General features: G+C 73.3%; 12 protein-coding genes. 5 read left to right on the top strand and 7 right to left on the bottom strand.

Features of this window, described 5'->3' with window-relative positions:
• Window positions 1-36 precede the first annotated feature (36 nt).
• Entirely contained in the window at window positions 37-1,278 is a 1,242-nt protein-coding gene (locus tag KUM39_RS19505) for a GNAT family N-acetyltransferase (protein WP_217787008.1), read from the top strand.
• 52 nt (window positions 1,279-1,330) lie between these two features.
• On the opposite strand, the gene KUM39_RS19500 is transcribed toward KUM39_RS19505, so the two are convergent.
• Together KUM39_RS19500 and KUM39_RS19495 are read right to left on the bottom strand one after the other, a co-directional pair.
• Window positions 1,331-2,140, bottom strand: coding sequence for an Fpg/Nei family DNA glycosylase (locus KUM39_RS19500; protein WP_217787006.1), 810 nt, complete (start codon window positions 2,138-2,140; stop codon window positions 1,331-1,333).
• Window positions 2,141-2,203: 63 nt separating this feature from the next.
• The gene (locus KUM39_RS19495) at window positions 2,204-2,692 is read right to left on the bottom strand and encodes a ribose-5-phosphate isomerase (protein ID WP_217787004.1); all 489 of its coding nucleotides are present in this window, start codon (window positions 2,690-2,692) and stop codon (window positions 2,204-2,206) included.
• Window positions 2,693-2,828: 136 nt separating this feature from the next.
• Between KUM39_RS19495 and KUM39_RS19490 the strand changes: the two genes are divergently transcribed.
• Window positions 2,829-4,301, top strand: a complete 1,473-nt coding sequence (locus tag KUM39_RS19490; protein WP_217787002.1) for an amino acid permease — start codon at window positions 2,829-2,831, stop codon at window positions 4,299-4,301.
• Between the two features lie 107 nt (window positions 4,302-4,408).
• Here KUM39_RS19490 and KUM39_RS19485 read toward each other — a convergent pair whose 3' ends face one another.
• Window positions 4,409-4,990, bottom strand: coding sequence for a biotin transporter BioY (locus tag KUM39_RS19485; protein WP_217787000.1), 582 nt, complete (start codon window positions 4,988-4,990; stop codon window positions 4,409-4,411).
• Window positions 4,991-5,252: 262 nt separating this feature from the next.
• Between KUM39_RS19485 and KUM39_RS28820 the strand changes: the two genes are divergently transcribed.
• A complete protein-coding gene (locus KUM39_RS28820; RefSeq protein ID WP_281425727.1) occupies window positions 5,253-5,384 on the top strand; it encodes a hypothetical protein in 132 nt (43 codons plus the stop codon).
• Window positions 5,385-5,465: 81 nt separating this feature from the next.
• Here KUM39_RS28820 and KUM39_RS19475 read toward each other — a convergent pair whose 3' ends face one another.
• Window positions 5,466-6,128, bottom strand: a complete 663-nt coding sequence (locus tag KUM39_RS19475; protein ID WP_217786998.1) for a mycothiol-dependent nitroreductase Rv2466c family protein — start codon at window positions 6,126-6,128, stop codon at window positions 5,466-5,468.
• 169 nt (window positions 6,129-6,297) lie between these two features.
• On the opposite strand from KUM39_RS19475, the gene pepN reads away from it, so the two are divergent.
• On the top strand, window positions 6,298-8,886 hold the full coding sequence (gene pepN / locus KUM39_RS19470; protein WP_217786997.1) for an aminopeptidase N: 2,589 nt from the start codon (window positions 6,298-6,300) through the stop codon (window positions 8,884-8,886).
• 234 nt (window positions 8,887-9,120) lie between these two features.
• On the top strand, window positions 9,121-10,158 hold the full coding sequence (locus tag KUM39_RS19465) for a hypothetical protein (protein ID WP_217786995.1): 1,038 nt from the start codon (window positions 9,121-9,123) through the stop codon (window positions 10,156-10,158).
• A gap of 152 nt (window positions 10,159-10,310) precedes the next feature.
• Here KUM39_RS19465 and KUM39_RS19460 read toward each other — a convergent pair whose 3' ends face one another.
• From KUM39_RS19460 to KUM39_RS19450, 3 genes are all read right to left on the bottom strand, one after another.
• Window positions 10,311-11,522 carry a glycosyltransferase gene (locus KUM39_RS19460; protein ID WP_217787038.1) on the bottom strand — a complete coding sequence of 404 codons (1,212 nt, stop codon included), beginning with the start codon at window positions 11,520-11,522 and terminating at the stop codon, window positions 10,311-10,313.
• A 177-nt stretch (window positions 11,523-11,699) separates the two neighbouring features.
• The gene (locus tag KUM39_RS19455; RefSeq protein WP_217786994.1) at window positions 11,700-13,493 is read right to left on the bottom strand and encodes a TIGR03767 family metallophosphoesterase; all 1,794 of its coding nucleotides are present in this window, start codon (window positions 13,491-13,493) and stop codon (window positions 11,700-11,702) included.
• A gap of 327 nt (window positions 13,494-13,820) precedes the next feature.
• Window positions 13,821-14,267 carry an NUDIX hydrolase gene (locus KUM39_RS19450; RefSeq protein WP_217786993.1) on the bottom strand — a complete coding sequence of 149 codons (447 nt, stop codon included), beginning with the start codon at window positions 14,265-14,267 and terminating at the stop codon, window positions 13,821-13,823.
• Window positions 14,268-14,425 lie beyond the last annotated feature (158 nt).

Below are 14,425 nucleotides of genomic sequence, written 5' to 3'. Positions count from 1 at the left end.
TGGCCCGGCTTTCCGCGCCCCTGGTAGCCATGTCGTATGAGCGATGAGCCGAGGGTCGAACTGCGGGAACTGCGGCCGGAACAGTGGGACGGCTGGTGGGGGAATCTGGTGCGGGCGTTCGGCGCGGGGCCGGTGTCGGAGGAGGAACGGGAGCTGGACCGGTCGCTGACCGAGTGCGACCGCTCGCTGGGCGCCTGGGACGGGGAGCTGTGCGTGGGGACATCCGGGGCGTTCTCGTTCCGGATCACGGTGCCGGGCGGCGCCCCGGTCCCGGCGGCGGGCGTGACGATGGTGAGCGTGGCGGCGACGCACCGGCGGCGCGGGGTGCTGACCGCGATGATGCGGCGCCTGCTGGACGACGCGCGCGGGCGCGGTGAGCCGCTGGCGGTGCTGCTGGCCTCGGAGCCCGCGATCTACGGGCGTTTCGGGTACGGCGCGGCGACCGCGAAGGTCTCCGCCGAGATCGACACCGGCCGGGTGACCCTGGCGGTGCCGCCGGGCACGGACGCGGTACGGCTGCGGTACGCGGACCCGGTCGCCGCGCTGCCGGAGTGCGAGGCGGTGTACGCGGCGCTGGTGCCCACCCGGCCCGGCCTGCTGGTCCGGCGGCCCGGCTGGGAGCGGGCGGTGGTGCTGGACCCGGAGATCCACCGGGACGGGGCGTCGGCGCTCCAGTGCGTGGTCGCGGAGCGCGACGGCGAGGTCACCGGGTACGCCCGGTTCCGTACGAAGGTCGGCTGGGGTCCGTCGGGGCACGACGGCACGGTGACGCTGGAGGACCTGGACGCGCTGGACCCGGCGAGCGGGGCCGCGTTGTGGCGGTTCCTGTTCGGCATCGACCTGATGTCGAAGCTGGTCGTGCGGCGGCGCCCGGTGGACGACGCGTGGCAGCACCTGGTCTCCGACACCCGGCGCTGTCTGCCGCGTCTGTCGGACTCGGGATACGTCCGGCTGGTGGACGTGGGGGCGGCGCTGGCCGCGCGGACGTATCAGGCGCCGGTGGATGTGGTGTTGGCGGTGGAGGACGACTTCTGCCCCTGGAACGCGGGGAGTTGGCGGCTGTCGGGCGACGCGAAGGGCGCGGTCTGCGAGCGCACCGGGGACGCGCCCGAACTGGCGCTCTCCGCGAGGGAGTTGGGGGCGGCCTACCTGGGCGGTACGAGCCTCGCCGCGCTGGCGTCGGCCGGGCGGGTGCGGGAGCTGCGGCCGGGTGCGCTGGCGGAGGCGTCGGTGGCGTTCGGGTCGGTCCGGGCACCGTGGCTGCCGCACGGGTTCTGAGCGGCGGGCGGGCCGGTCCGGTGCCCGGGGGCCGCCCGTGCCGCCGGGGAGGTCAGTTCCGCTGGCAGGCGGGGCACCAGAAGAGGTTGCGGGCGGCGAGCTCGGCCGTGCGGACGCCGGTGCCGCAGAGCAGGCAGGGCAGGTTCGCGCGCCGGTAGACGTACACCTCGCCGCCGTGGTCGTCCTTGCGGGGCGGGCGGCCCATCGCCTCGGGGGTGTGTTCGGGGCGCACGGTGTCGATGCGGTTGTGCCGGACGCCCTCGCGCATCAGGGCGACGAGGTCGGCCCAGACCGCGTCCCATTCGGCCGGGGTGAGGTCGCGCCCGGCGCGGTAGGGGTCGATGCCGTGCCGGAACAGGACTTCGGCGCGGTAGACGTTGCCGACGCCCGCGATGACCTTCTGGTCCATGAGCAGCGCGGCGACCGTGCTGCGGCTGCGGCCGATCCGGGCGTACGCGGCGGCCGGGTCGGCGTCCTGGCGCAGCGGGTCGGGGCCGAGCCGGGCGTGTATCGCGCGCTTGTCGTCCGGGGTGATCAGGGCGCAGGTGGTGGGGCCGCGCAGATCGACGTGGGCGGCGTCGGTGGCGAGGCGGAGCCGGACGGTGTCGGTGGGCGGGGGCGCGGGGGCGGCGCCGAAGCCGACCTTGCCGAACAGGCCGAGGTGGATGTGTACCCAGTCGTCGGTGCGGAACCGCAGGAAGAGGTGTTTGCCGTGCGCCTCGGTGGCGGTGAGTTCGGCGCCGTCGAGGAGGGCGGCGGCGTCGGAGAACTTGCCCTGGGGGCTGGTGACCCGGGGTGCGGTGCCCTGGAAGCGGGCGGCGTAGTCCTGGGCCAGCCGGTGGATCGTGTGCCCCTCTGGCACGGTGCGGTTCCTTCTCTGCCCGGCGCGGCGGGCCCGGGTCGGGGCCCGCCGGGCCGTGGGCGGTCAGTCCTGCTGCGGGTGGTGCGCCGGGACGGGGGGCAGTTCGCCGGTGGTCTCGTAGGCGCTGAGCATGTCGATGCGGCGGACGTGCCGCTCCTCGTCGGAGAACGGGGTGCCGAGGAAGACCTCGACGAACCTGGTCGCCTCCTCGGTGCTGTGCATGCGGGCGCCGACGGCGACCACGTTGGCGTCGTTGTGCTGCCGGCCGAGCGAGGCGGTCTCCTCGCTCCAGGCGAGGGCGGCCCGGACGCCCTCGACCTTGTTGGCGGCGATCTGCTCGCCGTTGCCGGAGCCGCCGATCACGATGCCGAGGGCACCGGGGTCGGCGGCGGTGCGCTCAGCGGCGCGCAGGCAGAAGGGCGGGTAGTCGTCCTGGGCGTCGTAGACGTGGGGGCCGCAGTCGTGGGGCTCGTGCCCCGCCGCCTTGAGCCACTCGACGAGGTGGTTCTTCAGTTCGTAGCCCGCATGGTCGGAGCCGAGATACACGCGCATGGCACGAGTGTGACACGTCGCTGTGGGGGCAGCAGCCCCGGGTGCGGGCGGTGCGCGGGCCGTGTCCCGTGCCCCCGCGCACGTCGTTCGTCCCCTGTTGTCCGCCCTCTGTCCCCCGCGTGAAGGAAATCCGTCCATGACCTCTGGGACCCCCACGGACCCCGGTTCCGGCCTGCGGGCGGGGCTGAAGAACCGCCATCTGTCGATGATCGCCATCGGCGGGGTGATCGGCGCCGGTCTGTTCGTCGCCTCCAGCTCCGGCATCGCCGCCGCCGGGCCCGGCATCCTGCTGTCGTACGCCCTCGTCGGCACGCTCGTGGTGCTGGTGATGCGGATGCTCGGTGAGATGTCCGCCGCGAACCCGACCTCGGGTTCGTTCTCCGCGCACGCCGACCGGGCGCTCGGCCGCTGGGCCGGGTTCTCCATCGGCTGGCTGTACTGGTTCTTCTGGGTCGTGGTGCTGGCCGTCGAGGCGACGGCGGGCGCGAAGATCCTGGAAGGGTGGATACCAGCCGTCCCGCAGTGGGGCTGGGCGCTCCTCGTGATGATCGTGCTGACCGCCACCAACCTGGCGTCGGTCGGCTCCTACGGCGAGTTCGAGTTCTGGTTCGCCGGGATCAAGGTGGTGGCGATCGGCGCGTTCATCGTGATCGGCGCCCTGGCGATCGCGGGCGTGCTGCCGGGCGCGCGGACCGACGGCGCGACCTTCGCCAACCTGACCGGACACGGCGGGTTCCTGCCGCACGGGCCCGGCGCGATCCTCACCGGTGTGCTGCTGGTCGTCTTCTCCTTCATGGGCAGCGAGATCGCCACCCTGGCGGCCGGTGAGTCCGAGGACCCGAGGCGCGCGGTCACCAAGTCCACCAACAGCATCATCTGGCGCATCGGCGTCTTCTACCTGGGCTCGATCCTGATCGTGGTCTCCCTGGTGCCGTGGGACGACGCCTCCATCGCGAAGAAGGGCTCGTACGTCGCCGCGCTGGACTCGCTCGGCATCGCGCACGCCGGGCAGATCATGAACGTCATCGTGCTGACCTCGGTGCTGTCCTGCCTCAACTCCGGCCTCTACACCGCGTCCCGGATGGCGTTCTCGCTGGGGCAGCGCGGGGACGCGCCGAAGGCGTTCGCCCGGACCTCCGGGCGGGGCGTGCCGGTGACGGCGATCCTCGCCTCGGTCGTCTTCGGCTTCGTCGCCGTCTTCTTCGACTACGAGTTCCCGACGACGGTCTTCCTGTTCCTGGTGAACTCCTCGGGCGCGGTCGCCCTGTTCGTGTGGCTGGTGATCTGCTTCTCCCAGCTCCGGATGCGGAAGATCATCCAGCGCGAGGCGCCGGAGAAGCTGGTCGTGAGGATGTGGCTGTACCCGTATCTGACCTGGGCGACGGCCGCGCTGATCGTCTTCGTGCTCGGCTACATGCTCACCGACACCGAGGGCGAGAGCAGCGGCCGTACGACCGTGCTGCTCTCCCTGCTGGTCGCGGCGGTCGTGGTGGCGACGGCCTTCGTGAAGCAGGCGGTGGCCCGGCGGCGCGGGACCGTGTCCGCCACCGGGGGCACGGAGGGCTTGGCGGGGACGGAGGACGCGGCGGCGAAGGTGCCCAGCGCCTGACCGGCCCGGCCCGCCCCGGCCCCGGTGTACGCGAACGGCCCGGTGAAGGAGTCCCCTTCACCGGGCCGTTCGGCGTGCACGGAAGCGTGCACGGAGGTGTATGGCGGTCAGCGCCTGCCGGTGAGCTTCCACGCGGTGGGCAGCGCGCCCATCGCCAGGGCGGCCTTGACGGCGTCGCCGACGAGGAACGGCACGAGTCCGGCGGCGAGGGCGGCGGAGAAGGACAGGTGGGCGGCGACCGCGAGGTACGGCACGCCGACCGCGTAGATCACGGCCTCGCCCAGCAGCATCGTCCCGGCCATGCGCAGCGGGGAGCGGTCGGCGCCGCGCCGGGCCAGCGCGCCCACCAGGGCGGCGGCGAGCACCATGCCGAGGACGTAGCCGAAGGACACCGCGCCCGCGCCGGAGGCACCGCCGGTGAACCACGGCACGCCGAGCACACCGGCGACGGCGTACAGCGCGAGGGAGGCCACGCCGCGCCGGGCGCCGAGCGCGGTGCCGACGAGCAGCGCGGCGAAGGTCTGGCCGGTCACCGGCACCGGGGAGCCGGGCACGGGCACCGCGATCTGGGCCGCGAGGCCGGTGAGGGCGGCGCCGCCGAGCACCAGGGCGGCGTCACGCACCCGCGAGGCGGGCAGCAGGTCGGCGAGGACGGTGCCGGGGCGGACGGCGGCGGTGGCGGTGCTCATGAGGACTCCACGGTGTGAGGCCAGGCGGGGACACCGCGACGCTATACCGGCCCGCCGGGGCCGATCACCGTCAGCGCCCGACAAAGGGGCGCGCGGGCCCTGGTGGGCTCCGCACAAAGCGGGCGCCTCACACCCGCCCCTGCGTGATACCGGTCACGGCCGGGCTGTGGCGCGCGGAGCACGAGGTGCGGACACCGGCGCCTTTTGTTGCTAGCGTGTAGTTGCAATCCATGTGCAACAAGGTCCGGAGGGAGCACCGGCGATGCCCGTCCACACGCTGCCCGACCTGCCGTACGACTACGCGGCGCCGGCTCCCGTCAGTCCCGGGATCATCGAGCCTGAAGCGTCCCGCCTCGTGATCGTCTTCTCAACCTTCGCGCGGGCGGGCGGATGAAAAAGGGGAAGCCCCCGCGAGGAAGTGACTCGCGGGGGCTTCCGCCGTACCGGGTACCGGAAGGGGCCGGGGCCGGGGGGCTCAGAGGTTGCTGAAGTCCGGGCCCTTGGTGCGGGTGCGCTTCAGCTCGTAGAAGCCGGGGACCGAGGCGACCGCGACCGTGCCGTCCCACAGGCGGGCGGCCTCCTCGCCCTGGGGGGCGGGGGTGACGACGGGGCCGAAGAAGGCGATCTGCTCGCCGTCCGGGCCGGGCACGGCGATGACCGGGGTGCCGACCTCCTGGCCGACCTTCTCGATGCCCTCCTTGTGCGAGGCGCGCAGCTGGGCGTCGAACTCGAAGTCGCTCTGCTCGGCGTAGTCGATCAGGTCGGCGGGCAGGTCCACGTCCGCGAGGGCGCCCCTGATGGCGTCCAGGGTCGGGCCCTCGCCGCCGTTGTGGATACGGGTGCCGAGCGCGGTGTACAGCGGGCCGAGCACCTCGGCACCGTGCTTCTGCCAGGCGGCGGTCACCACGCGCACCGGCTGCCACGCCTTGGTGGCGAGCAGCTCGCGGTACTCCTCGGGGAGTTCGTCGATGCGGTCCTCGTTCAGGACGGCGAGGCTCATGATGTGCCAGCGCACCTCGATGTCACGGACCTTCTCCACCTCCAGCACCCAGCGGGAGGTCATCCACGCCCAGGGGCACAGGGGGTCGAACCAGAAGTCCACCGGGGTCTTGCCGGACGCGGTCGCGGTCTCGGACATGCTGCTCCTTGGGAAAAGCCGTTTACCGGCGGCAACACCGGCCGGACCGCGCCCATTCCCCCGTGCTCCCGGCCGGGGGCGCATGGCAGGATCGGTGCCGGTCCGGGCCATCCGGACCCCTGCCGGACCCCGGTCCGACCAGCCGTGTGACCCCGAGGGAGTGCCGCCCGTGCCCGGTGAGAATCTGACCCGTGACGAGGCCCGCGAGCGGGCCGCCCTGCTGTCCGTCGAGGCGTACGAGGTCGCGCTGGACCTGCGCACGGCCGTCGGGGAGACCGAGGACGCCGAGGGGCCGCGCACCTTCCGCTCCGTGACCACGATCAGGTTCCGCTGCAACGAGCCCGGCGCGGCGAGCTTCGCGGACCTGGTGGCCCCGGAGGTCACCGCCGTCACCCTCAACGGCAAGGACCTGGACCCCGGCGAGGTCTTCGACGGCACCCGGATCGCGCTGGAGGACCTGGCCGCCGAGAACGAGCTGACCGTGGACGCCCGGTGCGCGTACTCCCGTACCGGCGAGGGCATGCACCGCTTCGTCGATCCCGAGGACGGCGAGGTCTACCTCTACACGCAGTACGAACCGGCCGACGCCCGGCGGGTGTTCGCCAACTTCGAGCAGCCCGACCTGAAGGCGCCGTACCGGTTCGAGGTGCGGGCCCCCGAGGGCTGGACGGTGTGGAGCAACGGCGCCGGTGAACTCGTGGACGGCGTCTGGCGGTTCGCGGAGACGAAGCCGGTCTCGACGTACATTACCTGCGTGGTCGCGGGGCCGTACCACTACGTGACGGACTCCTACGAGCGGACCCTCCCGGACGGTACGACGCTGCACATCCCGCTGGGCGCGCTGTGCCGCAAGGGGCTCGCGCCGCACTTCGACGCGGACGACGTCTTCCTCGTCACCAAGCAGGGGCTGGACTTCTTCCACGACCACTTCGACTATCCGTACCCGTTCGGGAAGTACGACCAGGCGTTCGTGCCGGAGTACAACCTCGGGGCGATGGAGAACCCCGGTCTGGTCACCTTCCGCGAGGAGTACATCTTCCGGGGCAAGGTGACCCGCGCGTCCTACGAGGCGCGGGCCAACGTGATCCTGCACGAGATGGCGCACATGTGGTTCGGCGACCTCGTCACCATGACGTGGTGGGACGACCTGTGGCTGAAGGAGTCCTTCGCGGACTTCATGGGCACCTTCGCCAACGTGGGCGCGACCCGGTTCACCGACGCCTGGATCACCTTCGCCAACCGGCGCAAGGCGTGGGCGTACCGCGCGGACCAGCTGCCCTCCACGCACCCGATCACCGCCGACATCCGGGACCTCCAGGACGCCAAGCTCAACTTCGACGGCATCACCTACGCCAAGGGCGCGAGCGTCCTGAAGCAGCTCGTGGCGTACGTCGGCCAGGACGCCTTCCTGGAGGGCGCCCGCCGCTACTTCAAGCGCAACGCCTACGGCAACACCCGGCTCGGGGACCTGCTGTCGGTGCTGGGCGAGACCAGCGGCCGGGACATGAGCGCCTGGGCTCGCTCCTGGCTCCAGACCGCCGGGGTCAACTCGCTGACCCCGCAGGTGCTGCTGGACACCGAGGGCGGCCGGATCGCGGAGCTGGCCGTGGTGCAGGACGCCCCCGAGTCCCACCCCGAGCTGCGCCCGCACCGGATCGCGGTGGGCCTGTACCGGCTGACCGGCGAGGGCACCCTGGAGCGGTACGCCCGCGTGGAGGCGGACGTGGCCGGGCCGCGCACGGTGGTCGGTGAGCTGGCGGGCGCCGAGGCACCCGCGCTGGTCCTGGTCAACGACGACGACCTGACGTACTGCAAGACCCGGTTCGACGCGACCTCGCTGGCCACCCTCCGCGCCCACCTGGGCGGGCTGACCGACCCACTGGCCCGCGCGCTGTGCTGGTCGGCGCTGTGGAACCTGACGCGGGACGCGCTGCTGCCCGCGCGGGACTTCGTGGATCTGGTGCTGCGGTTCGCGGGCCGGGAGTCCGACATCGGCGTGCTCCAGATGCTGCACGCCTGGGCCGACTCCGCGCTCACCCACTACACGGCACCCGACGGGCGCACGGCGCTCGGCGCGGCGCTCGCCGAGGGCGCGCTCACCGAGCTGCGCGCGGCCGGTCCGGGCAGCGAGCACCAGCTCGCCTGGGCCCGCTTCCTGGCCGCCGTCGCCGCCGGGCCCGAGGACCTGGCGCTGCTGGCCGGTCTGCTCGACGGCAGCGAGAGCGTGGAGGGGCTGGTGGTGGACCAGGAGCTGCGCTGGGCGTTCCTGGAGCCGCTGGCCGCGCACGGCGTCGCCGGCGCCGACGTCCTCGCCGCCGAACTCGCCCGCGACGACACCGCCTCCGGCAAGCGCCACCAGGTCCGCTGCCTGGCCGCCCGCCCCTCCGCCGAGGTCAAGGCCCAGGCGTGGGCCCAGGTCGTGGAGTCGGACACCCTGTCCAACGCCCTGGTGGAGGCGACCATCGCGGGCTTCGGCCGGTCCTCCCAGCGCGAGCTGACCGCGCCGTACGCGGAGCGGTACTTCGCGGCCATCGACCGGGTCTGGCGGGAGCGGTCCATCCAGATCGGCATGGACGTGGTGCGGGGGCTGTTCCCCTCGCACCAGGACCGTCCGGAGACCCTGGCGGCGGCGGACGCCTGGCTCGCGGAGCACGCGGACGCGGCCCCGGCCCTGCGCCGCCTGGTCCTGGAGTCCCGCGACGACCTGGCGCGGGCGCTGCGTGCGCAGGAGTGCGACGCGGCGGCGGTCACCGGCTGACCGTGTCCTGACCTGACCTCAGGGATAGCTTTGGCCTGAGATCGGGCGGTACGTCACCGTTACGGAATCCGTTCCCTCCTCCCCGTAACCCCTGGCCCGCACCCGTTCGGACCAGGGGTTACGCGTCCCTACTCGGCAGCGGGACGGGACTCCTTTAGGGCCCTCTTGTCCGCATTCATCGACGGACGTGTAACAGGGGTTACAGCGGGGACGGAGTGCGGGAATCTCGGGGCCATGACGCACAACACCCCGCTCTCCCCCCGCCCCCTCCGTCACCTCCCCGACGTCCACCGCAGCGTGCTGACGGCGGCTCAGCTCCGGGCCCACGGGGTCTCCACGGCCGAGCTGACCGAGCGGTGCCGTCCCGAGGGACCCTGGCGGTTCCTGCTTCCGCAGGTCGTCCTGCTGCACTCCCGCACCCCGAGCGCCGAGGAGCGGCTGCGCGGCGCGCTGCTCTACACCGCGCGGGAGAGCACGCCGGGCGTCCCGGTGCAGCCGGGGGCGGGCGAGCCGCACCGGCAGGTGTACGTGGACGCGGTCCTCACCGGTCCGGCCGCGCTCGCCCTGTACGGCTTCTCCGCCGTGCCGTCCCTGGCGGACACCGAGCGGGTGGACGTACTGGTTCCGCGCACCCGGCGGCTGCGGCCCAGCGGGTACGTGCGGGTGGTGCGCACCGCCGACCTGCCGGTGCCGTGCGCGGTGCGCGGGCTGCCGGTGGCGCCGGTGGAGCGGGCGGTCGCGGACACGGTCGCGGAGCTGACGGACGCCAATGAGGTGCGCGGGCTGCTGACCGAGGCGGTGAGCGGCGGCCACTGCGAACCGGCCTCCGTGGTACGGGAGTTGACGGCGGCACGGCTGCTGTCCCGGCAGCACGTGGTGGACGCGGTGGACGCGCTGCTGGCCGAGGGGCGTTCGGTGGCCGAGGACCGGCTGTACCGGATGGTCGTCGAGCACGGGCTGCCCGACCCGGTGTGGAACGTGGACCTCCGGCTGCCCGGCGGCCCGCACCTGGGCGGTCTGGACGCGTACTGGCCCGAGCAGGCCGTCGCCGTCGAGCTGGACACCCGCGCGCCCCGCCAGGACGAGGACGCCCTCTGGTCGGAGTACGCCCGCAAGCGCGAGCATCTGGAGCGGCTCGGCATCACGGTCGTCCACCTCACCCCGAAGAAGCTCCGCGAGGCGATGGAGCAGCAGGCCGCGGTGGTCCGTACGGCCCTGATGGCGGCCGGGGACCGCGACCCGGCCGCGTACGTGGTGGTCCTGCCCCGGTAGCGGGGCGGTGCGCCCGGCCGGGGGGCCGGGCGCACGGACCGCACGCCTCCGGAGGGGGGAGGCGTGCGGTGCGGGAGGGGGAGGAGGGGCCACCGGACGCCGTGTCCGGTGGCCCCTCCTCGTACCCGCCGGGGCCGGGCGGCCCGCTGGGCTCAGTACGCCGGGTCGCCGTAGGCCGGGCTCTCCGTGGCCCAGCCGCCCGTGTGGGCGGCGTGCACGCGGTCGAGGAGGTCGGCGTAGGCGGCGATCATGCGCTCGCGGCTGAACCGTTCGCGGCTGCGGGCGAGGGCCGGGGCGAATCCGGCGCGCCCGGCGAGCGCGGCGGTCCAGGCGAGGGCGACCGCGCCGGGGTCGGGCGGGGTGACGAAGCCGTGGCCCGCGACGATGGAGGCGCTGTCGCCGACGTCGGTGGCGACCGGGACGGCGCCGCACATCATGCCCTCGATGAGGCAGAGCGGCGCCGCCTCCCCGGAGACGGAGGTGAGCGCGACCACGTCGGACCCGGCGTAGACGGCCTCCATGTCGTGCCGTACGCCCAGCGCGTGGACCCGGCCGGTCAGCTCGGGGGCGTCGGCGAAGACCGCGTCCACGTCGGCGCGCAGCGCCGGGTTGGCGCCGCTCATGCCCGCCCCGCACATCACCACGTGCCCGCCGCCCTCGCGGGCCAGCCAGGCCCGGGCGGCGCGCAGGAACAGCGGGACGTTCTTCATCGGGGCGTACCGCGCGGCCAGCACGACCACCGGCGCCCCGGCGGGGATACCGAGCCCGGCGCGGAACGCGGCGCGCGCGGCCGGGTCGGGCCGGAACCGGAGCAGGTCCACCCCGTTGGGGATGACGTGCAGCAGCGGGCCGGGGACCCCGGCCGCCTCGTAGGCGGCGCGGGTGGACTCGGCGCAGCAGACCAGCGCGGCGACCTTGCCGTCGGCGACAGCGGCCTTCAGCTCGTCCAGCGCGGGGCCCTGGTTCTCCGGGTCGGAGCGGTGCAGGCAGGCCACGACCGGGCGGCGGGGCAGGCCGGGGTTGTTGAGCAGCGCGAGCGGCTGCTCCTTGAGGGAGAGGATCACATCGGCCGCCGCCATCGACCGCGCGGTCTCCGCCAGCTCGGGGCCGCTGAAGACCGACGCCGCGACCGTGCCGTCCACCAGTCCGGCGGTCCGGCCGAGGGAGGTGACCGGGACACCGGAGGCGGTCAGCGCCCGGTAGCAGTGGTCGTCCTCCATCCGCTGCCGGGTGGCCTCGCGGTGGACCTCCCCGTGGATGCTGAGCACCTGATGGGACTGGCCGCCCTCGGCCAGTCCCCTGACGACGTCGGTGTGCACGATCCTGGCTCCTCCGGAGAAGAAACCCTCGTAGACCGACAGCACACGCAGTCCGTGCCTCGTCCGCACACGACCACCCGCCTTGCACATGAATCGAGCCATCCCCGTGAACAGCGGGTTAGCCGATATGAGGCGGTACGGACATTGCGTCCGCGTTAACGGCGTACGACGCGAATGAAACGTTGGACCACGAGTTCGCCCCCGGCCCGGTACCGACCGGAATCAGCGCTTCCGCAGGACCAGCTCGGTGTTCCGGTCGGCCGGGGTGCCCGCGTAGGAGCGGTCCACGCCGGGGGCGTTGTAGGACAGCTCGCGGTAGAGGGCGGCGAGGCCGGTCTGGGAGAGATCGGCGAAGTCCGTGCGGGCCGGGGCGGCGGACTCCACCAGGGTGGTGAACAGCGACAGCGTGCCGTCGTGGTTGTCCACCAGCTCCACGATCCGGGCGAGCTGGGGATGGTCGATGTGCGAGGCGGTGCACACCTCCCAGAAGGAGCCCCCGGCGGAGGTGCGGTGCGCGGTGATGATGTTCCGGTGGGTGTGGCCGTTGACCCAGGCCAGCACCTGGGGGTGGGCGGCGAGGACGCGCACGAGTTCGTCGCCGTCGTGCCGCTTCTCGTCCGGCCGGGCGGGGTCGCGGACCTGGTTGGTCATGGTCTTGCTGGTGTGGTGGCTGAAGACGATCACGTGGTCGTCCCGGTGCGCCTTCAGGGTGCGCTCCAGCCAGGAGAGCTGGGCGGTGCCGACGGAGCCCTTGAAGTGGCCGCCCGCGTCGGTGGTGTCCAGGCTGATGCCGACCACGTCGCCGGAGACGCGGAACGCGTAGTACCGGGTGCCCGCGTCCAGGTTGGCGGCGGTGTAGCCGTGCCCGGCGGGTCCGGCGCCCTGGTAAGCGGGGTCCAGGTGGATCCTCAGGTAGTCGGCCTGGGTGTACGGGGCCCGGCTCTCGTCCGGGGTGACCGCGCGCTGGGAGCGGCTGTACTTCTTGAGGAGGTCCCGGTAGCCGACGCCCCTGGGGTCGCCGGAGGCCTTGTTGATGAGGTTCTGGAGCTTCTGGGCGTCGGCGGCGCTGACGTCCATCAGCTTGCGTCCGCCGACGGCTGCCTCCACCAGGTACTGGTCGCCCCGGGTGTCGAAGCAGCCGAGCGGCAGCGTGTCGTGGTTTCCGGCGGTGGAGTACCACGGCAGCGTCAGTCCGGGGCTGCGCACCTCGCGGACGGCGGCGCCCAGATAGCCCTTGAGGTACGGGAAGCCGAGCGCCTTCTCGGCGTCGCGGACGGTGGAGTCGGGCTGCCAGTACATGTTCACACCGCTGTTCTGCACGCCCTCGTAGTGCGTGGCGTCACCGGTGTTGGGGGCGAACCTGCCGCCGCTCATCACCTTCATGAACCATTCCAGCTCGCACCGCGCGTTGTTGTCGGTGTTGTCACCGGTGGTCATCACGAAGCGCAGCGGGGCGCCGGTGGCGGGGCCGCCGCGCAGCGCGTTGACCCGCTCGATCAGCGAGATCGCGCCGGGCACGGTCAGCGCCTCGTGCGGACGCCAGCCGTGCGGGTCGGCGGCGCGCAGGAACTCCGGGCGCAGCGGGTGCTGCACGTCCGTCAGGTGCAGATCGGTGAGCTGGACGAACGCGGCGAGCGTCGTACGGCGTTCGGCGCGGCCGGACTTGGCGGCGGCGAGGTCGGTGCGCACCACCCGCTTCCAGCCGGGCCCGGCGGCCAGCCGCCGGAACCCGGAACCGGACCCGGCGGGAGCGGCGACGGAGGCGAGTGTGGTGCCCCGGGTGTACGGCACGGGCGGCCGGGCGGGCCCGCCGGTCGGCCGGAGCACCGGTGAACCGGCGCTCGGCGAGGACGTGTTGAGGGCCTCCGCCTCGGCGACGGTGTTGACGGCGGCCTCGCTGTCGGTGGGGCGGAGCGCGTAGCCGAGTCCGGCGGAGAGTGTGACGGCTCCGGCGGCGGCGAGCACGGAGCGGCGGTGGACCGGAGCGGAGCTGTCGGCAGGGCGGGGGCGCGGCATGGCTCGGTCTCCCAGGGGTGCGGTCGCGGCGGGGGGCGCGGGACGCGAACGCCCCGCTCACCGTGGATCGTTGGCACCGGGGGTGACCCGCGCGTGAACACGGTGGCAACGCGCGACACCGATCACCGTACGTGGATCTCGGCACACGGAACGCGGTCATGGAGTGGAACGCGGGGTGCCGGTCGCCGGTCACCCGGTGTTCATCCGCACGGGTAGGGAAGGCAGTTCGTGCCCACCGGGGCGGCACAATGCGCGTACCCTCTCCGCCGCCGGTGCCGCGACCGGGAGGGTTCACCGGCTCGCGGCGCCCGGCACGGCACCGGCGTGTCAGAGATGTCCGGTCACCGGCCGTTCCCGCCACAGCCGCAGGCCCGCCTCCACCACCCGTACGACGTTCAGCCCGGCCAGCGCGGAGAGGTCCTGCCAGGCGGCGAAGTCCGTGGAGCCACCGATCTCCGGGGTGAGGTCGCCGCCGGTGACCTCGACGGCGTAGAGGAGGCTCAGGCCCTGGTGATCGGTGGGGGTGCCCAGCGGGCCGTGGCGGATGACGCGCCGGGAGGTGTGCACGCCGAGCAGCCCGGTGACGGCGACCTGGTAACCGGTCTCCTCGAAGACCTCGCGGCGGACGGTGTCGTAGGGGTCCTCGCCGTGTTCCATGCCGCCGCCGGGCAGCACCCACTCCGGGACGCCGTCCGGGCCGGGGGAACGGGCGAGCAGGATCTGGTCCGCGCGGACGCACACGGCGTAGGCCGCCACCCTCAACTTCTCCTTCATGGACGGACGCTAACGCGCGCCGTCCGCGCCCGGCACGCGTATTCCGCCGCCCCTTCCGGTGTCCGCCCGCTGTCGCGCCCGTGTCGTTCCTGTGTCCTCCCTGTGTCCGCTCGGGCGGGAAATCGGCCCAAATAACGGACCTTTACTGCTCTTTACTG

Origin of the sequence: Streptomyces corallincola (genome assembly GCF_019104725.1) — a bacterium.
GTDB lineage: Bacteria > Actinomycetota > Actinomycetes > Streptomycetales > Streptomycetaceae > Streptomyces > Streptomyces corallincola.
Note: the sequence above shows the minus strand (reverse complement) of the source record. Positions and strands in the feature narration are given on the sequence as shown.